The organism is Curtobacterium luteum, from assembly GCF_001475545.1.
GTDB lineage: Bacteria > Actinomycetota > Actinomycetes > Actinomycetales > Microbacteriaceae > Curtobacterium > Curtobacterium luteum_A.
On sequence record NZ_LDQC01000059.1, the window covers coordinates 1 to 21,127 of the forward strand.

The window sequence follows — 21,127 nt, forward strand, 5'->3', positions numbered from 1 at the left end:
GCACTCCCCACTCGACCCCGTGAAGGGTTCCGCCAGAGAGGCTTTCGTTCTTGGTTCGACCACCGGTGTGTCGTCGGGCTGGAAGGCCCAGTGGCTCATCCCTGTCGGGAGAGAACCGGTGGAGTAGTCATCCTAGGCGTCGAAGCGATCCAGCGCAAGGCCGGTTCTGAACTTCAGTGGAGGATGGTCCCGCTTGAGGGCCGGCAGGCTCTGGGCTCTCGCTCCAGCCGCTCCGCCGCACCTTTGGGGTGACGAGTAAGAACTCTACGTGCGGACCGGGGGGAGCGCCAACCGACCGCACTTCCCGGGCGTGTCGCGTTCTGCAACAGGGCTCCTGGAACACAGCGACGCCCGGCTCCCACAGGGGGAACCGGGCGTCGACGAGCGGAGCCGATCAGCCGATCGACACACCTGCGAGGGTCTTCTTGCCACGACGGACCACGAGCACTCCACCGGGGAGCGCGAGGTCCGACAGGCGCGCGGCCGCGTCCTCCGCCCGGGCGTTGTTCACGTACACGCCACCCTGGTCGACCGAGCGACGTGCTTCGCCGAGCGACTTCACCAGCCCGGTCTCGACGAGGGCGCGCGCGACGTCGGCGTCGCCGGGCAACGTCGTCGACCCGGGGAGCTCGGCGATCGCGGACCGGAGGGTGTGCTCGTCGAGCGTGCTCAGGTCGCCGTTGCCGAACAGGGCCGCAGCGGCGTCGATCGCGGCCTGGGTCGCATCGGTCCCGTGCACCACCGCGGTCACCTCGAACGCGAGGGTGCGCTGGGCCTCACGGCGGAAGGGTTCCTCGGCGACGGCCCGCTCGAGCCGCTCGATCTCGGCCCGCGACAGGAACGTGAACTGGCGGAGACGCTCGACCACGTCGGCGTCCGAGGTGTTGAGCCAGAACTGGTAGAACGCGTACGGCGACGTCATCTCCGGGTCGAGCCAGATCGCGTTGCCCTCGCTCTTGCCGAACTTCGTGCCGTCCGAGTTCACGATCAGGGGCGTCCCGAGCGCGTGCACCGTGGCACCCTCGGTGCGCCGGATCAACTCCGTTCCCGAGGTCAGGTTCCCCCACTGGTCGGACCCACCGGTCTGCAGCGTGCAGCCGTACTGCCGGAAGAGCTCGCGGTAGTCGAGGCCCTGGAGGATCTGGTAGCTGAACTCGGTGTAGCTGATCCCCGCATCCGAGTTCAGGCGCGCGGCGACGGCGTCCTTCTTGAGCATCGAGTTGACGCGGAAGTACTTGCCGATGTCGCGCAGGAAGTCGATCGCCGAGAGCGGCGCGGTCCAGTCGAGGTTGTTCACCAGGCGGACCCCGTTGTCGCCGTCCGGGCTGAGGAACCGCGACACCTGGGCGCGCAGGCGCTCGACCCAGTCGGCGACGGTCTCCGGGGTGTTCAGCGTGCGCTCGGCGGTCGGTCGCGGATCACCGATCAGGCCCGTCGAACCGCCCACGAGCGCGAGCGGCTTGTGACCGGCCAACTGGATCCGCCGCAGGGTCAGCAGCTGCAGCAGGTTGCCACAGTGCAACGACGGCGCGGTCGGGTCGAAGCCGCAGTAGTACGTGATCGGCTCGCCGTCGAGGGCCTCCTTGAGTGCCGTCTCGTCGGTCGAGACGTGCACCAGACCACGCCAGCGCAGTTCGTCCCACACCGAGGCGAAGGTGGGGTCGTTCTGCTGGCGCGTCAGGACATCGAGCGCGGTATCACTGGGCACCCGACGATCGTACCGGCCGGGAGGCGCGGTGCGGGTCACGGGCCCACGCCGCCGGTTCCGTCGCGACGCGCCAGCGGCGGGACGGCCGTGCCGGTGGGGATCAGTCGAAGGCACCCTTGTGCCGTCGGTACGTCGAGACCGTGGGGTCGCCGGTCAGCCAGAAGCGCCAGGGGAAGCTCGCGCCGCCGGCGATGCCGCCGACGCCGGTGCGCGGTCCACGCGAGATGCGCGGCACGCCTGCGGCGTCCGTCTCCGCGAGGAGGTCGTCGACGACCGCGGCCGGCGGGGCGGAGGCGAGCCGTGCCTCCAGGCCGGGCGCCAGGGTGAGCACGAACGGACCGGACCCGTCGAGCACGGAGGTGCCGTCGTCCGTTCCGAGGACGGCGCCGAGCGCGACGCCGAGGTTGCCCGGTCCGCGGGCGAGTGCGACGTCGGCGGGACGCGGTCCACGGCGTTCGCGGGCGGTGTCCCTCCCCGCGACGACCTCGCCGCCCCGGAGGAGCGATCCGGCTGACGTGCCCTCGGGGCCGCTGACGACGTTGACGCACGTGTGGATGCCGTACGAGCGGTAGGCGTACAGCGTGCCCGGTGGACCGAAGAGGTGGCGGTTGCGCTCGGTCATCCCGCGGTGGCCGTGGGAGCCCGGGTCCGTCGGGCCGTGGTAGGCCTCGACCTCCGTGACGCGGATCGCGACGCCGCGTCCGGTGATCGTCGCGCCGAGCAGCGCCGGGGCGGAGATCGGAGCGGGCTCGGCGAGCAACGACCGCAACGCGTCGGTCATCGGGTGAAGGGGGCGCCCTCCGCCAGTTCGCGGACGCGCTGGGTCAGGGACGTGAGCTGCTCCGCGACCCGGTCCGGCGCGGTGCCGCCGGCGCCGGCGCGGGATGCCACACTGCCCTCGATCGTGAGGACCGAGCGGACCTCCGGGGTGAGGTGCTCCGACACCGCGCGGTACTCGTCGTCCGTCGGCTCGTCGAGCTCGATGCCGCGCTCCTCGCAGTGGCGGACGAGGGCGCCCGAGACCTCGTGGGCGTCACGGAAGGGCACACCCTGACGGACGAGCCACTCGGCCACGTCGGTCGCGAGCGAGAAGCCCTGCGGCGCGAGCTCCGCCATCCGGTCGGTGTCGAAGGTCAGCGTCGCGATCATGCCCGTGAACGCCGGGAGCAGGACCTCGAGCTGCTCGACCGAGTCGAAGACGGGCTCCTTGTCCTCCTGCAGGTCGCGGTTGTACGCCAGCGGCAGGCCCTTGAACGTCGCGAGCAGGCCCGTGAGGTTGCCGAGCAGTCGGCCGGACTTGCCCCGCGCGAGTTCGGCGACGTCCGGGTTCTTCTTCTGCGGCATGATGCTCGACCCGGTCGAGAACGCGTCGTGGAGCCGGACGAAGCCGAACTCCTTCGTGTTCCAGAGGATGACCTCCTCCGCCAGGCGCGAGACGTCGATCCCGATCTGGGCGAGGACGAAGGCGAACTCCGCCACCACGTCACGGCCGGCGGTCGCGTCGATCGAGTTCTCGGCGGGCCGGGCGAAGCCGAGCTCGTGGGCGATCGCTGTCGGGTCGAGCCCGAGTGAACTGCCGGCGAGGGCGCCGGCACCGTACGGGCTGACGCTCGCGCGGGCCGACCAGTCGCGGAGCCGCTCGAGGTCGCGCACGAGCGGCCAGGCGTGGGCGAGCAGGTGGTGTGCGAGGAGGACCGGCTGCGCGTGCTGCAGGTGGGTGCGACCGGGCATGATCGCCCCGGGGTGCTCGTTCGCCTGTTGGCTGAGCGCGTCGACGAGGTCGATCACGAGGTGGCCGATGCGGCGACCGTGGTCGAGCATGTGCATGCGGCCGAGCGTGGCGATCTGGTCGTTGCGGCTCCGGCCGGCGCGGAGCTTCCCACCGAGTTCCGGGCCGAGGTCGGCGATGAGCAGGCGCTCGAGTGCACCGTGCACGTCCTCGTCGGAGTCGTCGGGCTGCAACTCGCCCGTCGCGTGCGCGTCGGCAAGGCGGTCGAGACCGGCGAGCATGCGCTCCAGCTCGTCCTCGGTCAGGTAGCCCGCGGCCTGCAGGGCTCGGGCGTGGGCACGCGAACCGGCGATGTCGTACGGCGCGAGCTGCCAGTCGAAGTGTGTCGACTTCGAGAGTGCTGCCAGCTCGGCGCTCGGGCCGTCCGCGAAGCGGCCGCCCCAGAGGGCGCCCGTGTTCGTGGCGTCGGTCTTGGCGTGCGGGGCTGCATCGGTCATGTCGTCCTGCTGGTGGTGTCGGCGGTGGAGCGGCGAGGCGGAGGCGTGTCGAGCCTCCAGGCCGGTGGTGGGGCGGGACCGGCCGGTCCCGCCCCACCGGGGTCGGCTAGTTGGCGGCGTCGCGCCGGGCCGAGATCTTCGACGGCAGCGACCACAGCTCGATGAAGCCCTTCGAGAGGGACTGGTCGAACGTGTCGCCGGTGTCGTAGGTCGCGAGGTCGAAGTCGTAGAGGCTCTGCTCCGACTTGCGGCCCGTGACCGTCGCACGACCGCCGTGCAGCTGCAGGCGGATGTCGCCCGACACGTGCTGCTGGGTGTGGTCGATGAAGGCGTCCAGGCTGCGCTTCAGGCCGCCGAACCAGAGGCCGTCGTAGACCAGGTCGGCCCACTCGGACTCGATGCCGCGCTTGTAGCGGTTCACGTCGCGCTCGAGCGTCAGGCTCTCGAGCTCCTCGTGCGCGGCGATGAGCGCCATCGCCGCGGGGGCCTCGTAGACCTCGCGGGACTTGATGCCGACGAGGCGGTCCTCGACGACGTCGATGCGGCCGACGCCGTGCTTGCCGGCGAGCGCGTTGAGCTCCTGGACGATGCGGAGGACGCTGAAGCGCTGGCCGTCGATCGCGACCGGGACGCCCTGTTCGAACGTGATCGTGACCTCGTCGGCGTCACGAGGGACCGAGGGGTCCTGCGTGTACGAGTAGAGGTCCTCGATGGGGGCGTTCCACGGGTCCTCGAGGAACCCGGTCTCGACCGCGCGGCCCCAGACGTTCTGGTCGACCGAGTACGGCGACTTCTTCGACTGCTCGATCGGCAGGTTGTGCTCGTTCGCGTAGACGATCGCCTTGTCGCGGGTGAGCGCGAGGTCACGGACGGGCGCGACGCTCGTCAGGTCGGGGGCGATCGCGGCGACGGCGGCCTCGAAGCGGACCTGGTCGTTGCCCTTGCCGGTGCAGCCGTGCGCGACGCTGTCGGCACCGAGCTGCTTCGCCGTGAGCGCGAGGTGCTTCGCGATGAGCGGGCGGCTCAGCGCGGACACGAGCGGGTAGCGCTTCTGGTACAGCGCGTTCGCCTTGAGGGCGGGCACCAGGTAGTCGTCGGCGAACTCGTCCTTCGCGTCGACGACGACCGACTCCACAGCGCCGCAGTCGAGCGCGCGCTGACGGATGGCGTCCATGTCCTCGCCGCCCTGGCCGACGTCGACCGCCAGCGCGACGACGTCCTTGCCGGTTGCGTCCTTGAGCCAGCCGATGCCGACGGAGGTGTCGAGGCCTCCGGAGTACGCCAGTACGACGCGGTCTGCCATGTGGTTTCTCCTTGGGGTGGGGGTGTCAGTTGGTGGGGGCCGCGGCCGCTTCGGCCCTGTTCGCGGCCAGGAGCCAGGCGAGGAGTGCCTTCTGGGCGTGGAGGCGGTTCTCCGCCTCGTCCCAGATGATGCTGCGCGGGCCGTCGATGACCTCGGCCGTGACCTCGAAGCCGCGGTCGGCCGGCAGGCAGTGCATGAAGACGGCGTCGTCGGCGGCGTGCGCCATCAGCTCGTCGTCCACGCGGTAGCCGGCGAAGGTGTCGAGCCGCGCCTGCTTCTCGTCCTCCTTGCCCATCGAGACCCAGGTGTCGGTGACGACGACGTCCGCGCCGGCGACGGCAGCGACCGGGTCGGTGACCACGAGGACGGAGCCGCCCGTGACCGCGGCGCGCTGCTCGGCGTCCGACACGACCGACGCTGCGGGCGCGAAGGACTCCGGCGCGGCCACGCGGACGTGCATGCCCGCGGTCGCCCCGGCCAGCAGGTACGACTGCGCCATGTTGCTCGCCCCGTCACCGACGAACGCCACGGTCTGGCCCGCGAGCGTGCCTCGGTGCTCGCGGATGGTGAGGAGGTCGGCGAGGAGCTGGCACGGGTGGAAGTCGTCCGACAGGGCGTTCACCACGGGGACACGGGTGCCGTCGGCCATCTCCTCGAGACCGGACTGGGCGTACGTGCGCCAGACGATCGCGGACACCATGCGCTCGAGCACGCGCGCCGTGTCGGACGGGGTCTCCTTGCCGCCGAGCTGGCTGTTCGCCGTCGTGATGACGAGCGGGCTGCCGCCGAGGTCGGAGATGCCCACGTGGAACGACACGCGCGTGCGGGTGGAGGACTTGTCGAAGATGACCGCCACGGACTGCGGCCCAGCGAGGGGCTTCGCACCCCAGCGGTCGGCCTTCATCTGCGCCGCGAGGTCGAGGATCGCGGACTGTTCGGCCTGGCTCAGGTCGTCGTCGCGGAGGAAGTGGCGGGTCATGCGTTGGACTCCTGCTCGGCGGCCACGGCCGCGAGGCTGTCAGCGAGGATCGACACGAACTCGTCGATCTCGGCGTCGGACACGACGAGGGGCGGCGCGATGCGCAGACTCGACTCGTTCGGGGCGTTGATGATGAGGCCACGGTCGAGCGCGGCCTGGTTGACGGCGGGCCCGAACGGACCGGTCAGGCCGACGCCGATGAGCAGGCCGGTGCCACGGACCTCCTGGACGAGCGGCGAACCGATCGACGCGATGCCCGCGCGGATCCGCTCGCCCTTCGTCACCGCACCGGCGACGAGGTCCGCGCGCTCGATCTCCTCGAGGACGGCGTTCGCGACCCGGGTGCCGAGCGGGTTGCCACCGAACGTCGACCCGTGCTGGCCGGCCGAGAAGAGGTCCGACGCCCAGCCGAACGTGACGAGCGCGCCGATCGGGAAGCCACCGGCGATGCCCTTCGCGATGGTGATGGCGTCCGGCGTGAAGCCGTGCCCCTGGTAGGTGAACCAGTTGCCCGTGCGCCCGACCCCGGTCTGGATCTCGTCGAGGATGAGCAGCGCGCCGTGCTCCTCGGTCAGGCGGCGCGCGGCGAGCAGGAACCCCTCGGGCAGGTCCACCACACCGGCCTCGCCCTTGATCGGCTCGAGGATGAGCGCCGCGACGTGGTCGTCGAACGCCGACTCGAGTGCCTCGACCGTGGAGTCGACGTGCTCGACGCCCGGGACCATCGGCAGGAAGTCCTCCTGCAGCGCGGGCTTGCCGGTGAGGGCGAGCGCGCCCATGGTGCGGCCGTGGAACCCCTGCTTCAGGGCGAGGATCCGGGTCTTGGTCCCGTCCGCGCCCCTGTTCAGGCGAGCGAGCTTGAACGCGGCCTCGTTCGCTTCGGCCCCGGAGTTGCCGAAGTACACGCGACCGGCGTCGCCGGCACCCGTGATGCGCTTCAGACGCTCGGCGAGTTCGAGCTGCGGCGGCGTCGCGAAGTAGTTCGAGACGTGCACGAGCTTCGCGGCCTGGTCGGCGACGGCCTCGACGAGCGCGGGGTGTGCGTGCCCGAGCGAGTTCACTGCGATGCCGGCGAGGAAGTCGAGGTACTCGTTGCCGTCGACGTCCCACACCCGGCACCCCTTCCCGCGCTCGAGCATGACCTTCGGCGGGGTCAGGGATCGCATGAGCGACGCCCCGAACCGGTCGTTCCAGGTCTGGGTCTGCGTCTCGGTGCTCACTGCTGCTGTCCCTTCTCGGTCACGCCGGCCACGTGCTGGCCGGTGCTGCTGTCGATCGACGGTGATGCGACGCGGCGGCCGATCTCCGCGTGGGTCATCTGGTTCTCGGTGCGTCGGCTCGGGTCCGGGATCACCTCGGTGCCCGCACCGCGGAGCGTGAAGACCTCGAGCAGGATCGAGTGCGGGATGCGGCCGTCGATGATCGTCGCCCCGCCGACGCCGCCGACCACGGCGTCGAGGCACGCGGTCATCTTCGGGATCATCCCCGACTCGAGTGACGGCAGGAGCTCCCGGAGCTCCTCGACCGCGATGAGGTCGACGATGGAGTCGCGGTCCGGCCAGTTCCGGTACAGGCCCGGCACGTCGGTCAGCATCATCAGCTTCGCGGCCTTGAGCGCGATCGCGAGCGCGCCGGCGGCGGCGTCGGCGTTCACGTTGAGCGCCTGGTCCGGGTGTGCGTCGTCGATCGCGATGCTCGAGACGACCGGGATCCGGCCGGCCTCGATCGCGGCGAGGACTCCGGACGGGTCGACGTGCGTGATGTCGCCCACGTGACCGAGGTCGAAGTGCTCGCCGTCGACGACGACGCCCTTCTTCTCGCCCGTGAACAGCGAGCCGCCGTCCCCGAAGACACCGACCGCGAGGCCTTCGCCGTGCTCGTTCACCAGATCGACGATCTCGCGGTTGACCTCGCCGGCCAGGACGTCACGGACGACGGTGATCGCCTCGGTGGTGGTCACGCGGTAGCCGCCGCGGAACTCGGACTCGATGCCCTGCTCCTTGAGCGCTGCTGAGATCTGCGGCCCGCCGCCGTGCACGACGACCGGGTGCAACCCCGCGTAACGCAGGTACACCATGTCCTCGGCGAACGCCCGCTTGAGGTCCTCGTTGATCATCGCGTTGCCGCCGAACTTGACGACGACGACCTTGCCCGAGAACCGCTTCAGCCAGGGCAGGGACTCGATGAGCGTCGCGGCCTTGACGGCGGCGAGCTCGTGCTCTTCTTCCTTGGTGAGGTCGTGGTCGCTCATCAGCTGGAGTACGCGCTGTTCTCGTGGACGTAGTCGTGTGTCAGGTCGTTCGTCAGGATCGTCGCCGCGTGCGGCCCCACCCCGAGGTCGATGAGCACGTGGGTCTCCCGGCCGGTCAGGTCGACGGAGTCGCTCGGCTCGTCCGGCGCGCCTGCGTGACAGACCCGGACACCGTTCATGCTCACGTCGACCGCGTACGGGTCGAAGTCGGCATCGGTCGTGCCGATGGCCGCGAGCACCCGGCCCCAGTTGGGGTCGTTGCCGAACACGGCGGCCTTGAAGAGGTTGTTCCGCGCGACGCTCCGGCCGACGACGACGGCGTCGTCCTCGCTCGCAGCGCCGACGACCTCGATCGCGATGTCGTGGCTCGCGCCCTCGGCGTCCTGCTGCAGCTGCTTCGCGAGGTCGGCGCAGACCGCCGTCAGGGCCTCCTGGAAGTCGCCGACCTCCGGAGTGGTCCCGCTCGCACCGGAGGACATCAGGACCACGGTGTCGTTGGTCGACATGCAGCCGTCCGAGTCGACACGGTCGAAGGTCACGCGAGTGGCCGCGCGGAGCGCCTGGTCGAGTTCGTCGGCGGGCAGCAGGGCATCGGTGGTGATGACGACGAGCATCGTCGCGAGGCCGGGTGCGAGCATGCCCGCGCCCTTCGCCATGCCACCGACCGTCCAGCCGTCCTCGGTCACGACGGACTGCTTCGGCTTCGTGTCGGTCGTCATGATCGCCGTCGCCGCGTCGTGCCCACCCGTCGGGGACAGCGCCGCGGACGCGAGGCCGACGCCCCTCAGGACGTTGTCGCGGAAGGTCTGGTCACCGACGCCGATGAGGCCGGTCGAGCAGACGACGACGTCCCCCGCACCGATGCCGAGGGAGTCGGCCACCGCCTCGGCCGTGAGGTGGGTGGTCTGGAAGCCGAACGGACCCGTGAAGCAGTTCGCGCCTCCCGAGTTGAGGACGACCGCACGGGCGACGCCGTCACCGACCACCTGGCGCGACCAGATGACGGGGTGCGCCTGGGCGCGGTTGCTCGTGAAGACGGCGGCGACCGCCGCCTCGGGCCCCTCGTTGACGACGAGCGCCACGTCCGGCTTGCCGCTCGTCTTGAGACCGGCGGTCACACCGGCGGCGCGGAAGCCCCGGGCCGCGGTGACGCCCTGTCCGGTCGCTCCTGCCTGGAGGCCCTGCTCGGCTCCGGCACGCTGGTCCGGGTCGGGCTGGTTCGTTTCGGGCTGGTTCGTTTCGGGCTGGTCCGGGTCGGGCTGGTTCGTGTCGGGCTGGTTCGTGTCGGTCACGGTGCGACTCCGTCCACGCTGAGGCCGAGGGTCTCGGGGAAGCCCAGGGCGATGTTGGTGGACTGGACCGCTGCCCCGGCGGTGCCCTTCGCGAGGTTGTCGAGCGCGCTCACTGCGACGACGCGTCCAGCGGCCTCGTCGACGGCGATGCCGACCAAGCACGTGTTCGCTCCGACCGTGTCGGCGGCGCGGGGGAACTCGCCCTCGGGCAGCAGGTGCACGAACGGCTCGTCCGCGTACGCCTGCTCCCATGCCAGCCGCACGTCGCGGGCGCTGACCCCCGGCGCGAGCTTGGCGGTCGTCGTCGCGAGGATCCCCCGCGACATCGGGACGAGCACCGGGGTGAAGGAGATCGTCACGTCCGAGGCGCCGGCGACCTGCAGGTTCTGCTGGATCTCCGGGATGTGCCGGTGCTTCCCACCGACCTGGTAGGCGCTCGCGGACCCCATGATCTCGGACGCGAGGTACGTCGTGGCGAGCTTCTTGCCGGCACCGCTCGGCCCGACGGCGAGCACCGCGACGATGTCGTCCGACTCGACGAGCCCGGCCTGGATGCCCGGCTGGATCCCGAGCGTCACCGCGGTGACGTTGCACCCCGGGACCGCGATCCGCTTCGTGCCGGCCAGCTCCGTGCGCTGCCGGCCCTGGGCGGCGATGTCGTCCTCGTCACGCCACTCCTCGGCCGAGCCCGGCGCGGGAGCCGCGTGCAGGAGTTCCGGCAGCCCGTACGTCCAGGCGCCGAACCAGTCGCCGCCGTAGAAGGCCTCCCACGCAGCCGGGTCCGTCAGCCGGTGATCAGCGCCGCAGTCGACCACGAGGGTGTCGTGGTCGAGCTCGGCGGTGATCGCCCCGGACTGCCCGTGCGGCAGAGCGAGGAACACCACGTCGTGTCCGCGGAGGTTCTCGGCCGTCGTCTCCACGAGCGTCAGGTGCGCCAACGAGCGGAGGTGCGGCTGCGTGGCGATGAGCGGCTGTCCGGCATTCGAGAACGCCGTCACCGTCCTGACGTCGAACTCGGGGTGGGCGGAGAGCACGCGCAGGAGCTCACCGCCCGCGTAGCCGGAGGCTCCCGCCACGGCGACGGATACGGACATGGGATTCCACCTTAGGTCGGACTGGTCGTCGAGAGAGTCGGAGGCGGCGGCCCCGGGCGGTGATCCTGTGGATCAGTCGCGCAGGGTCGCCCCGAATCGCTCGCCGGCACGTCGGACAGCGCCGTCACGGGCCTCGGAGGCCTCGGCAGCGGTCAGCGTGCGGTCCGTGGCGCGGAAGCGCAGCGCGAACGTCAGGGACTTCTGTCCCTCGCTCACGCCGGTGCCCCGGTAGTCGTCCACGAGGCGAGCATACTCCAACAGCTCGCCGGCACCAGAGCGGACGGCGTCGAGGACGTCACTCGCCGCGACGTCCGCGTCGACCACGAGCGAGAGGTCCTGCGTCGCCGCCGGGTACGACTCGATCGGGGCGACCGACACGAGTTCCGGTGCCGCCGCGACGAGGGCGTCGAGGTCGAGCTCGAGCACGGCGACCACGCGGGGCAACACCGCGGCCTCGCTCAGCTCCGGCAACAGCTCGCCCGCGACGCCGACGACGGTGCCACCGACGAGGAGCGATGCCGTCCGGCCAGGGTGCAGCGACGGGTGGGTCGACTGCGCCACGGTCAGGTCGACGCCGACCGCCCAGGCGACCTCGCGAGCCGCGTCGAGCGCATCGGCGATCCCGTACGGCTCCGCTGCGGTGCCCGGCTGCTTCGGGACCCGGTTGCCCGTGAGGAGCGCGGAGACGTGGAACGGCTGCGCAGGCAGGGAGGCGTCGAGGGCGGCGAGGGTCTCACGGTCCGGCAGGGCGGCGCCCGCGGGGACGTCGGCAGTGCCGAGCTCGTGTCCGTCGATCGGGAGGAAGACGCGCGACGTCTCGTAGACCGCGACGTCGACGAGGCCACGCGACACGTTGCGCCGCGCGACGTCGACGAGCGCCGGCAGGCCGCTGCGTCGGAGACGGTTCTGCTCGCTGTCCAGGGCGTTCGCGAGCACGACGCTCGGACCGCCGTCGCCGTCGATGCCGGGGTAGGCGTCCTGCGTGGCGGCCGAGACGAACGGCGCGGTGACGACCTCGACCAGGCCGGCGGCGGCGAGGGCGTTCGCGACCCGACGACGGGCCTGCTGGTGGCCGGTGAGCCCGCGGCCGGGCGGGGCGACGGGGAGGACGCTCGGGATGCGGCCGTAACCGACGATCCGGGCGATCTCCTCGACCAGCGTGGTGTCGTCGCCGAGGTCCGGGCGCCAGGTGGGCGGGGTGACCGAGAGCAGTTCGCCGTCGACCTCGACCGTGGCGCCGATCGCACGGAGCGTGTCGATGACCTCGGCGTCGGTGTACTCGACCCCGATCAGCTCGGCCGGGCGTCCGATCCGCATGGCGATGGTCGGTCGGGGCGTCGTGTCGACGAGGGTCGAGCCGAGCGGATCGGCGGTTCCCCCGGCGAGTTCGACGAGGAGCTCCACGGCGCGGTTGGCCGCCGCCTCGGACACGAGCGGGTCGACACCGCGCTCGAACCGACGGGACGCCTCGCTCGGGAGCTTGTGGCGACGAGCCGTCCGGGCGATCGAGACCTGGTCGAACACGGCGGCCTCGATGAGGACGTCGGTGGTCGAGGCCGAGATCTCCGTGCCGGCACCGCCCATCACGCCGGCGAGGCCGACCGGGCCGTCGCCGTCGGTGATGACGAGGTCTTCCGGATCGAGCGTCCGCGTGACGTCGTCGAGCGTGACGAGGGTCTCTCCTGCCTGCGCACGCCGGACGCCGAGGCCGTCGACGACCTTCGCGAGGTCGTACCCGTGCAGCGGCTGGCCGAGCTCGAACATGACGTAGTTGGTGATGTCGACCGGGAGCGAGATCGAGCGGACGCCGGCCAGCGCGAGGCGCGACACCATCCACGCCGGTGTCTTCACGGTCGGGTCGATGCCGCGGACGACCCGGGTCACGAACGTCGTCGCACCCTGGCGGCCGCGGATCGGGGCCTGGTCTGCGATCGTGACGGGGAAGCCCTCGGCGGTGCGGGGCGGCACCCGGTCGACCGGGTCGTGGAACGAGGCACCCGTGGCGTGCGCGTACTCGCGGGCGACACCGCGCATGCTCATCGCGTAGCCGCGGTCCGGCGTGACGTTGATCTCGACAGCGGCGTCGTCGAGGCCGAGCAGGGCGATGGCGTCCGCGCCGACCTCGGGCTCCATCCCGAGGTCGGCGAAGCGCAGGATGCCGTCGTGCTCGTCACCGAGTCCGAGCTCGCGCGCGGACGCGATCATGCCGTCGGACACGTGGCCGTACGTCTTGCGGGCGGCGATCGGGAACGGCCCGGGCAGCACGGCACCGGGCAGGGTCACCACGACGAGGTCACCGGCGACGAAGTTGTGGGCGCCGCACACGATGCCGCGGGGATCGGGCTCGCCGACGTCCACCTGGCACCAGTTGATCGTCTTGCCGTTCTTCTGCGGCTCCGGCTCGAGCGACAGCACCCGGCCGACCACGATCGGGCCGGTCAGGTCGTAGGTGTGGACGTCCTCTTCCTCGAAGCCCACCGACACGAGCGCCGCGTGGACGTGCTCGAGGGTGGCGTCTTCGGGGAGGTCGACCGACTCACCGAGCCAACGGAGTGGGACGCGCATCAGACCACCGTTCCGAACTGCTGCGAGAAGCGGATGTCGCCCTCGAGGAAGTCACGCATGTCGTTCAGGCCGTTGCGGAACTGCAGCGTCCGCTCGATGCCCATGCCGAACGCGAAGCCCTGGTACTCGTCCGGGTCGATGCCGGCGGCACGGAGCACGTTCGGGTTCACCATGCCGCAGCCACCCCACTCGACCCACCGAGCGCCCCCCTTGGCGTTCGGCTGCCACACGTCCATCTCGGCGCTGGGCTCGGTGAACGGGAAGTAGTTCGGACGGAGACGGATCTGCGCCTCGGCGCCGAACATCTGCCGGGCGAAGTGCTCGAGCGTGCCGCGCAGGTGCGCCATCGTCAGGCCCTTGTCGATCGCGATGCCCTCGACCTGGGTGAAGACCGGCAGGTGCGTCGCGTCGAGCTCGTCGGCGCGGTACACACGCCCGGGTGCGATGACGTACAGCGGCAGGTCGCGGGAGAGCAGGGAGCGGACCTGCACGGGCGACGTGTGCGTCCGCATGAGCAGGTGCCGGTCGACGGGCTCGACGAAGACGGTGTCGGCCATCGCCCGGGCCGGGTGGTCCTGGTCGAAGTTCAGGGCGTCGAAGTTGAACCACTCGTGCTCGAGCTCGGGGCCTTCTGCCACCTCCCACCCCATGCCGACGAAGATGTCCGCGACGGCGTCGTTCAGGAGCGACAGCGGGTGACGCGAACCCGGCGTGCGCCGCGACGGCAGCGCCGTGACGTCGACCCGCTCGGACTCGAGCCGTGCGCGCTCCTCGGCCTCGGCCAGGACGGACTCCTGCTCGGCGATCGCCTGGTTGACGCGGCCGCGAGCCTGGCCGACGAGCTTTCCCGCCGCGGCCTTCTGCTCCGGCGGCACGCTGCGCATCGACGCGTTCATCCGCGCCAACGGCGACTGCTCACCGGTGTGCTCGGCCCTGGCCTGCTTCAGCTCGGCGACGGTCGTCGTGGCCCGGACGGCCGCGAGGGCGGCGTCCACGGCGGCACCGACGGCCGGTTCGCTGATCTCGAGGTGTTCTGACACGAGGCCCAAGCCTACCGGCCGATGGGATACCGCCGTCCTGTACCCGTCGGACGGTGGAGGGGCCCCGGGGTCAGTCGGCTGTGGAGGAACGAGCCGCGGCCCGCTGCGCGAACGCGCTCTCGTACAGGCACACGGAGGCCGCGGTGGCGAGGTTCATCGACTCCGCCTGCCCGTAGATCGGCACCTTGACCGCGCGGTCGACGAGCGCGAGGTCCTCGTCGGTCAGCCCACGGGCCTCGTTGCCGAAGACCCACGCCGTCGGCCCGTCGAGCATCCCGTCCGCGCGGACCTCCGGGAGGTCGTCGCCCGAGACGTCGGCTGCGAGCACCGTGTAGCCGAGGGCCTTCGCCCGCGCGACCGCGTCGTCGAGCGTCACCCCGACCGAGACCGGCACGTGGAACAGCGAGCCCGTGGTCGAGCGGACGACCTTCGGGTTGTACGGGTCCACCGAGCGACCGGTGAGGACGACCGCGTCGGCGCCGGCGGAGTCGGCGGCGCGGATGATCGTGCCGGCGTTGCCGGGATCACGCACCTGCTCGAGGATCGCGACCAGCCCGGGGAGCGAGCCCTCCGCACCGGAGTCGCCACGAGCCTCCAGGCCGTCCGAACCGGAGTCGCCACGAGCCTCCAGGCCGTCTGCACCCGAGTCGCCACGAGCCTCCAGGCCGTCTGCACCCGGATCCGGGAAGACCGACCGCACCGACGTCGGGAACTGCTGGCAGACCGCGACGACGCCCTGCGGCGTGACCGTGTCCGCCATCGTGTCGAGGACCTGCTCCGTCACGAACCACGTGTCCACCGGCGCGTCGTCGAGCGCGTAGCGCGCGGCCGCGGTCGGCGTCACGTAGAGCTCGCGGAGGAGCTCCGGGCGGTACTCGAGCGCTTCCCGGACGGCCTGCGGCCCCTCGAGCAGGAACAGCCCGGTGTCGGCGCGGACGTCCTTCTTGGCCAGCGCTGCGACGGCGCGCACACGGCCGGCCTTGGGGTTCTCGAGGAGATCGCTCACGGGCACCAGTCTAGGAACGCACGGAGCCCCCGTTCCGCGGACGGGACGGGGGCTCCGTGGTGCAGCTGGCGTGACTACGCGGCCTTCGGGGCCGAGGTGTCGGCCGGCAGGGCCTTCTTGGCGGTCTCGACGAGCGCCGCGAACGTGTCGGGGTTGTTCACCGCGAGGTCCGCGAGGATGCGACGGTCGACCTCGACGCCGGCCAGGTTCAGACCCTGGATGAGGCGGTTGTAGGTGAGGCCGTTCGCACGCGACGCAGCGTTGATGCGCTGGATCCAGAGGCGACGGAACTCGCCCTTCTTGGCGTGACGGTCGCGGTACGCGTAGACGAGGGAGTGGGTGACCTGCTCCTTGGCCTTGCGGTACAGACGCGAACGCTGACCGCGGTAGCCCTCGGCGCGCTCGAGAACGACGCGGCGCTTCTTGGCGGCGTTGACCGCCCTCTTTACTCGTGCCATTGATCTATTCCTTTACGTTCCGCCGGCTCAGTGGCCGAGAAGCTTCTTGACGTTCTTCGCGTCGGCCTTCGCGAGGACCTGGTCCTCGTTGAGGCGGGCCTTGCGCTTGGCGCTCTTGACCTCGAGGTTGTGACGCATACCGGCCTGCTGCTTCATGATCTTGCCGCTGCCGGTGACCTTGAAGCGCTTCTTCGACCCGGAGTGGGTCTTCTGCTTGGGCATGGAGGTGCCTTTCCGTGGGATGGGGTTGGGGGGCCGCAGCGTTGCGGGATCGGTCGCGGGGACCTACTCGGCCGGGGCGGCCTGCTGCGTCGAGCCCGGCGCGGCGGAGGATTCCTCGCCGGTCTTGGCAGCGTGCTCCGACGCGCGACGCTCGGCCTTCTGCGCAGCACGCTTCGCGTTCTGCTCGCCCTTGACGTCGGACTTGTTCTTCAGCGGAGCGATGATCATCGTCATGTTGCGGCCGTCCTGGGTCGGACGCGACTCGACGACGCCGAACTCGGCGATCTCCTCGGCGAAGCGCTGGAGGAGTCGGACACCCTGCTCCGGACGCGACTGCTCGCGGCCGCGGAAGAGGATCATCGCCTTCACCTTGTCGCCGCCGAGGAGGAAGCCCTCGGCGCGCTTGCGCTTGGTCTCGTAGTCGTGCTTGTCGATCTTCAGGCGGAAGCGGACCTCCTTGAGGTCCGTGTTCACCTGGTTGCGACGAGCCTCCTTGGCCTTCTGCGCAGCCTCGTACTTGAACTTGCCGTAGTCCATGATCTTGGCCACGGGCGGCTTCGAGTTCGGGGCGACCTCGACCAGATCCAGTTCGGCTTCCTGCGCGAGACGCAGGGCCATGGCGATCGGGACAACGCCGACCTGCTCACCCTGGGGGCCGACGAGTCGGACCTCGGGAACGCGGATTCGGTCGTTGGTACGGGGATCGGGAATGCGGAGCTCCTTCAATCAAGTGGATGGCCGTCCGAGGCTGCTGCCCTGGACGCCGGCACGAGAGAGGAGGTCTGACGCACGGATCGGAACCCGTTGCACCGCCCGACGTCGTCCCTTGCGGGAGGACCTGCCGTGCTCGTGGTGCTGAGCCCGGCGGAGCGATGGGGACCCGGTAGCCTGGTGGTGCACAGCCGCGGGTGGGAGAGACTCCTCTTTCGCAAGACGTTGTTCGAGCCCCCGAGGGCGCACGGACAGCATCTGCCGCGACAGAGTCTAGCAGAGGAGCACCGTGACCGACACCCCGCCGAACGAGCCCACCGGAGCCGACGAGGCGCGTGACATCGCGGAGGTGCCGGCCGTCGAGCTCATCAACACCGTTGCGGTGCACCTGCTCAGCGCCGCGGCCGTGAAGGTCGGGCTCGCGGACGACCCGCAGGAGCAGACCGACCTCGACGAGGCCCGGAAGCTCATCACCGCCCTCGCCGGGCTCGTCACCGCCGCCGCGACGGAGATCGGCGACCACCACGCCCGCCCGCTGCGCGACGGACTCCGGTCGGTGCAGCTGGCGTTCCGCGAGGCCTCCTCGATCCCGGACGCCCCGGGCAAGGGCCCCGGCGAGAAGTACACCGGCCCCGTCAACTGACCGGACCCGACGACGGCCGGGAGGCCCGGGGCGGCGTCGCCACGGGCCTCCCGGCCGTCAGGTGGGCGCGTCAGCCAGCGCTGCGCACGCGCATCCGGGTGCGTCGGCCAGCGCTGCGCACGCAGACCCGTCAGCCAGCGCTGCGCGCGCAGATCCGTCAGCCAGAGCTGCGCGCGGCCAGCCGCGCGACGGCCGCCAGGGGGATGCCGACCCAGTCCGGCCGGTTGCGGCTCTCGTAGACGACCTCGTAGACGGCCTTGTCGAGCTCGAAGGCGTCGAGGACCTCACGGTGGGCGCGGAGGTCGCCGCCGGTCCCCTGCTCGTAGCCAGTCAGGAACGCGCTCCGGGCCTCGTGCGCCCAGTCGCCGGAGTCGATCGGGTCCGCGTCACGGGCGAGCGCCCCGGCCACGTAGTCGAACGACCGCAGCATGCCCGCGACGTCGCGCAGGGGGACGTCGGGCACCGAGCGCTCGGCGAGCGGACGGAGGGGTTCGCCCTCGAAGTCGAGGAACACCCACCCCCGGTCGCCCGGCACTGCGAGCACCTGTCCGAGGTGCAGGTCCCCGTGGACGCGCTGGAGATCCGGCCACGACGTCTCGGCCACCCGGGCGTACACGGCACGCACGGCGTCGGCGTGCTCGGCGATCGCGGGTGCCTCCCGTTCGGCCGCGGCGAGGCGGGCGTCCATCGTGGCGAGGGCGGCACGACGACGGTCGTCCGTCGCGGGCGTCGTCGGCAGGACCTCAGCGAGCGTCCGGTGCACCTCGGCGAGCGCCGATCCGAGCCGCGTCGCGTCGTCGGCGAAGGCGACACCGGCGCGGGCGTCGTCGAGTGCCACACGCCAGGCGTCGCGGGTCCCGGGGAGGAACTCCTGGGCGACGGCGAGGTGGCCGGTGGCGGTGCCGTCCGGTCGACCGGAGTCGGGCCAGCTGCCGCGGAGCGCTCCGTAGACCGCCGGAACCCGGGTGCTGCCGGCCGCCGAAAGTGCGAGCTGCGTGGTGACGTCGGGGTTGTCGCCGTGGTGCAGCACGCGGAACACCTTGACGATGACCTGCGCGCCGGACTCGGTGTCGCAGATGACGGAGGTGTTCGACTGCTCACCGGAGAGCACGCGCGCGGCGGTCACGGTGCCGATCGGCCGGAGCGACTCGGGGCCCCCGTCGATCCGGGCGGCGAGGCCGCGGACCCACTCGAGGTCGGCCGTGGCGTCGGTGAGGGTGTCGTCGCGGACCACCACGGGCGCCTGGTAGAGGACGGCGCCCGTCGCGGCGTCGTCGAGGACGAGGCGGGTGTCGTCGTCGGTGGACAGCGTGCGGAGCGTCGGGCCCGCGCCTCCCTTGGCGGCGTACCAGCGCTGTGCGGCGACCCACGGTGCGAGGTCGTGGTCGGAGGGAGCGTCGCTCATGCCGCGGAGGCTACGCGCCCGGCGCTGGGGAGGTGGGGGACGCCGGTGCGAGGATGGCGGGGTGCCGCACTACCTCGAGGACCTCGCCGCCGGACAGACCTTCACCACCCCCGGTCGGACGATCACGGAGGCCGACGTCGTGTCGTTCGCCTCGTGGACGAACGACAACAACCAGGTGCACACCGACGTCGAGTTCGCGGCCCGCACCCGCTACGGCCAGCGCGTCGTGCACGGGCTGCTCGGCACGTCGCTCTGCCTCGGCCTGATCGCGCGCACGGGGGTCTTCGAGGGCTCGGCGGTCGCGCTGCTCGGGATCGACCAGTGGCGCTTCACCGCTCCGGTGTTCATCGGCGACACCGTGACGTGCACGGTGGAGATCCTCTCGAAGCGGCTGACGAGCTCGGGGACGACGGGCGTCGTCGAGCGCGCGGTGTCGCTCCGCAACCAGCACGGCGAGGTCGTCCAGCAGGGGCGGATGGACGTCATGGTGCTGACGCGGGACGCCGCGATCGCGTGACGAGCGGCCCCGTGCCGGTTCGGTGCAACAACCCTTTACAACGATGTAGGTGTGGGTCCAGCATGGGGGCATGAGCACGATCGCCGGCAACGACGCCGCCCCCACCGCCCTCCCCGTCGCGACCGAGCAGGACGGGACGTACCCGCGGCCGCAGCTCCTCCGCCCCGCCTGGGCCGACCTCGACGGCACGTGGTCCTTCCGGAACGACGGCGACGACCCCGCCTGGCGCTCGGGCTTCCCGGACGCACGGGACATCACCGTGCCGTTCCCGCCGGAGTCGGTCGCATCCGGGATCGACGAACCGGGCTTCCACCCCGTGGTCTGGTACTCGCGCCGACTCACCCGCGCCGACCTCACCGCCGCCGGGTACTCCCCCGAGCAGCCGCGGCTGGTGCTCCACTTCGGCGCCGTCGACCACCGGGCACGGGTCTGGATCGACGGGCAGTTCGTCGGCGAGCACGAGGGTGGCCACACCCCGTTCGCCTTCGACGTCACCGAGGTGCTGACGGCCGACCCCGACGCCGAGCACACCGTCGTCGTGCGCGCCGAGGACGACCCGCACGACCTGACGCAACCGCGCGGCAAGCAGGACTGGCACGAGGAGCCGCACGCCATCTGGTACCGCCGGACCACGGGCATCTGGCAGACCGTCTGGCTCGAGGCCGTGCCGACCGTGTCGATCGCGGCCCTGCGGTGGACGAACGTCGACCACGCCACGCTCCGACTGTCCGTCCGGCTCGCGGGCACCCGACCAGGCGGCGAGCGCCTCCGCGTCGCGGCGTGGTGGGGCGACGAGCACCTCGCGACCGTCGAGTCGACCCTCGGTGACGTCGCCCGGTCGAGCGCGATCGACACCGAGTTCGACGTCGTCGTGCCGATCGCCCGGCAGACGAACGGGCAGGCCGAGGACGAGCTCGTGTGGACGCCCGAGACCCCTCGGCTCGTCGACGCGACGGTCACCCTGCTCGACGCGGGCGGCGCGGCGACCGACGCAGTCGCGAGCTACTTCGGCGTCCGCACCACGACGGTCGGTCAGGGCGCGTTCCTGCTCAACGGGCACTCCTACGACGTCCGCAGCGTCCTGAACCAGGGCTACTGGCCGGATTCCCACCTGGCCGCGCCGTCCCGGGAGGCCCTCCGCCGCGAGGTCGAACTCATCAAGGAACTCGGCTTCAACGCCGCGCGGAACCACCAGAAGGTCGAGGACCCGCGGTTCCTGTGGTGGGCAGACAAGCTCGGGCTGCTCGTCTGGGGCGAGATGCCCGGGGCCTACACGTTCTCCCCCACCGCCGTGCAGCGGTTGGTGCGGGAGTGGATGGACGCCGTCGAACGCGACGCCTCGCACCCGTCGATCGTGACCTGGGTCCCCGCGAACGAGAGCTGGGGCGTGCAGCACATCGCCGACGACCCCGCGCAGCAGGCGTACGCGCGTGCGCTCGCGGACGTGGCCCGAGCCCTCGACCCCACCCGCCCCGTGATCTCGAACGACGGTTGGGAGCACCCCGCGTCGGACATCCTGTCGGTCCACGACTACGAGGGCGACGGCACCGTGCTGGCTCGGACCTACGCCGACGACGTCGCCCGCACGGCTCTGCTGCGTGGGATGGGTCCGGCTGATCGGCAGATCCTCGTCGGCGGGGCGGTCGACGAGGGCCAGCCCGTGATGCTCACCGAGTTCGGCGGCGTGAACTACCAGCCCGGCGTGCA

The 21,127-nt window shown here is 71.4% G+C and carries 19 protein-coding genes; 3 read left to right on the forward strand and 16 right to left on the reverse strand.

Annotated features, from left to right (window positions below; all coding sequences use genetic code 11):
* Positions 1 to 394: 394 nt before the first annotated feature.
* The 15 genes from tyrS to infC all read right to left on the reverse strand — a co-directional run bounded on the left by tyrS (position 395) and on the right by infC (position 16,870).
* A complete protein-coding gene (gene tyrS / locus NS184_RS10685) occupies positions 395 to 1,708 on the reverse strand; it encodes a tyrosine--tRNA ligase (protein ID WP_058726102.1) in 1,314 nt (437 codons plus the stop codon).
* Between the two features lie 100 nt (positions 1,709 to 1,808).
* Positions 1,809 to 2,489 (reverse strand): DNA-3-methyladenine glycosylase, encoded by a 681-nt coding sequence (locus NS184_RS10690; protein WP_058726103.1) that lies wholly within the window; start codon positions 2,487 to 2,489, stop codon positions 1,809 to 1,811.
* Positions 2,486 to 3,934 carry an argininosuccinate lyase gene (argH, locus tag NS184_RS10695; protein WP_058726104.1) on the reverse strand — a complete coding sequence of 483 codons (1,449 nt, stop codon included), beginning with the start codon at positions 3,932 to 3,934 and terminating at the stop codon, positions 2,486 to 2,488. Before argH ends, NS184_RS10690 begins: the two co-directional genes overlap by 4 nt.
* Before the next feature lie 106 nt (positions 3,935 to 4,040).
* Complete coding sequence (locus NS184_RS10700) at positions 4,041 to 5,237, reverse strand: argininosuccinate synthase (protein ID WP_058726105.1); 1,197 nt, start codon at positions 5,235 to 5,237, stop codon at positions 4,041 to 4,043.
* A 25-nt stretch (positions 5,238 to 5,262) separates the two neighbouring features.
* Positions 5,263 to 6,216, reverse strand: coding sequence for an ornithine carbamoyltransferase (gene argF, locus NS184_RS10705; protein ID WP_058726106.1), 954 nt, complete (start codon positions 6,214 to 6,216; stop codon positions 5,263 to 5,265).
* A complete protein-coding gene (locus NS184_RS10710; protein WP_058726107.1) occupies positions 6,213 to 7,436 on the reverse strand; it encodes an acetylornithine transaminase in 1,224 nt (407 codons plus the stop codon). Before NS184_RS10710 ends, argF begins: the two co-directional genes overlap by 4 nt.
* Positions 7,433 to 8,467: an acetylglutamate kinase gene (argB, locus tag NS184_RS10715; protein ID WP_058726108.1), complete on the reverse strand. Its 1,035-nt coding sequence runs from the start codon at positions 8,465 to 8,467 to the stop codon at positions 7,433 to 7,435. The genes NS184_RS10710 and argB overlap by 4 nt, the downstream gene beginning before the upstream one ends.
* The gene (gene argJ, locus NS184_RS10720) at positions 8,467 to 9,759 is read right to left on the reverse strand and encodes a bifunctional glutamate N-acetyltransferase/amino-acid acetyltransferase ArgJ (protein WP_275935026.1); all 1,293 of its coding nucleotides are present in this window, start codon (positions 9,757 to 9,759) and stop codon (positions 8,467 to 8,469) included. The genes argB and argJ overlap by 1 nt, the downstream gene beginning before the upstream one ends.
* Positions 9,756 to 10,853 (reverse strand): N-acetyl-gamma-glutamyl-phosphate reductase, encoded by a 1,098-nt coding sequence (locus NS184_RS10725; protein WP_058726109.1) that lies wholly within the window; start codon positions 10,851 to 10,853, stop codon positions 9,756 to 9,758. The genes argJ and NS184_RS10725 overlap by 4 nt, the downstream gene beginning before the upstream one ends.
* Before the next feature lie 72 nt (positions 10,854 to 10,925).
* A complete protein-coding gene (gene pheT, locus NS184_RS10730) occupies positions 10,926 to 13,418 on the reverse strand; it encodes a phenylalanine--tRNA ligase subunit beta (protein WP_058726110.1) in 2,493 nt (830 codons plus the stop codon).
* Positions 13,418 to 14,458 carry a phenylalanine--tRNA ligase subunit alpha gene (gene pheS / locus NS184_RS10735; protein WP_058726111.1) on the reverse strand — a complete coding sequence of 347 codons (1,041 nt, stop codon included), beginning with the start codon at positions 14,456 to 14,458 and terminating at the stop codon, positions 13,418 to 13,420. The genes pheT and pheS overlap by 1 nt, the downstream gene beginning before the upstream one ends.
* A gap of 70 nt (positions 14,459 to 14,528) precedes the next feature.
* Positions 14,529 to 15,464: a TrmH family RNA methyltransferase gene (locus NS184_RS10740; RefSeq protein ID WP_058726118.1), complete on the reverse strand. Its 936-nt coding sequence runs from the start codon at positions 15,462 to 15,464 to the stop codon at positions 14,529 to 14,531.
* A 74-nt stretch (positions 15,465 to 15,538) separates the two neighbouring features.
* Positions 15,539 to 15,922, reverse strand: coding sequence for a 50S ribosomal protein L20 (rplT, locus tag NS184_RS10745; RefSeq protein ID WP_058726112.1), 384 nt, complete (start codon positions 15,920 to 15,922; stop codon positions 15,539 to 15,541).
* A gap of 27 nt (positions 15,923 to 15,949) precedes the next feature.
* Entirely contained in the window at positions 15,950 to 16,144 is a 195-nt protein-coding gene (gene rpmI / locus NS184_RS10750) for a 50S ribosomal protein L35 (protein WP_022903519.1), read from the reverse strand.
* Between the two features lie 63 nt (positions 16,145 to 16,207).
* The gene (gene infC, locus NS184_RS10755; RefSeq protein ID WP_083513623.1) at positions 16,208 to 16,870 is read right to left on the reverse strand and encodes a translation initiation factor IF-3; all 663 of its coding nucleotides are present in this window, start codon (positions 16,868 to 16,870) and stop codon (positions 16,208 to 16,210) included.
* Positions 16,871 to 17,144: 274 nt separating this feature from the next.
* Between infC and NS184_RS10760 the strand changes: the two genes are divergently transcribed.
* Positions 17,145 to 17,498 carry a DUF1844 domain-containing protein gene (locus NS184_RS10760; protein ID WP_058726113.1) on the forward strand — a complete coding sequence of 118 codons (354 nt, stop codon included), beginning with the start codon at positions 17,145 to 17,147 and terminating at the stop codon, positions 17,496 to 17,498.
* Positions 17,499 to 17,655: 157 nt separating this feature from the next.
* Here NS184_RS10760 and NS184_RS10765 read toward each other — a convergent pair whose 3' ends face one another.
* Positions 17,656 to 18,903 (reverse strand): phosphotransferase, encoded by a 1,248-nt coding sequence (locus NS184_RS10765; protein ID WP_058726114.1) that lies wholly within the window; start codon positions 18,901 to 18,903, stop codon positions 17,656 to 17,658.
* A 61-nt stretch (positions 18,904 to 18,964) separates the two neighbouring features.
* On the opposite strand from NS184_RS10765, the gene NS184_RS10770 reads away from it, so the two are divergent.
* Both NS184_RS10770 and NS184_RS10775 read left to right on the forward strand, forming a co-directional pair.
* Complete coding sequence (locus NS184_RS10770; protein WP_058726115.1) at positions 18,965 to 19,420, forward strand: MaoC/PaaZ C-terminal domain-containing protein; 456 nt, start codon at positions 18,965 to 18,967, stop codon at positions 19,418 to 19,420.
* A gap of 70 nt (positions 19,421 to 19,490) precedes the next feature.
* Positions 19,491 to 21,127, forward strand: a 1,637-nt coding sequence (locus NS184_RS10775) for a glycoside hydrolase family 2 protein (protein ID WP_058726116.1), incomplete at its 3' end; no start/stop codon positions are given.

Bases quoted from the DNA above. Each gene is read 5' to 3' on its own strand.
- NS184_RS10690 (WP_058726103.1), bottom strand. From the start codon at position 2,489: ATGACCGACGCGTTGCGGTCGTTGCTCGCCGAGCCCGCTCCGATCTCC.
- NS184_RS10725 (WP_058726109.1), bottom strand. From the start codon at position 10,853: ATGTCCGTATCCGTCGCCGTGGCGGGAGCCTCCGGCTACGCGGGCGGT.
- argF (WP_058726106.1), bottom strand. From the start codon at position 6,216: ATGACCCGCCACTTCCTCCGCGACGACGACCTGAGCCAGGCCGAACAG.
- rpmI (WP_022903519.1), bottom strand. From the start codon at position 16,144: ATGCCCAAGCAGAAGACCCACTCCGGGTCGAAGAAGCGCTTCAAGGTC.
- pheT (WP_058726110.1), bottom strand. From the start codon at position 13,418: ATGCGCGTCCCACTCCGTTGGCTCGGTGAGTCGGTCGACCTCCCCGAA.
- argH (WP_058726104.1), bottom strand. From the start codon at position 3,934: ATGACCGATGCAGCCCCGCACGCCAAGACCGACGCCACGAACACGGGC.
- argB (WP_058726108.1), bottom strand. From the start codon at position 8,467: ATGAGCGACCACGACCTCACCAAGGAAGAAGAGCACGAGCTCGCCGCC.
- NS184_RS10700 (WP_058726105.1), bottom strand. From the start codon at position 5,237: ATGGCAGACCGCGTCGTACTGGCGTACTCCGGAGGCCTCGACACCTCC.
- NS184_RS10765 (WP_058726114.1), bottom strand. From the start codon at position 18,903: ATGAGCGACGCTCCCTCCGACCACGACCTCGCACCGTGGGTCGCCGCA.
- rplT (WP_058726112.1), bottom strand. From the start codon at position 15,922: ATGGCACGAGTAAAGAGGGCGGTCAACGCCGCCAAGAAGCGCCGCGTC.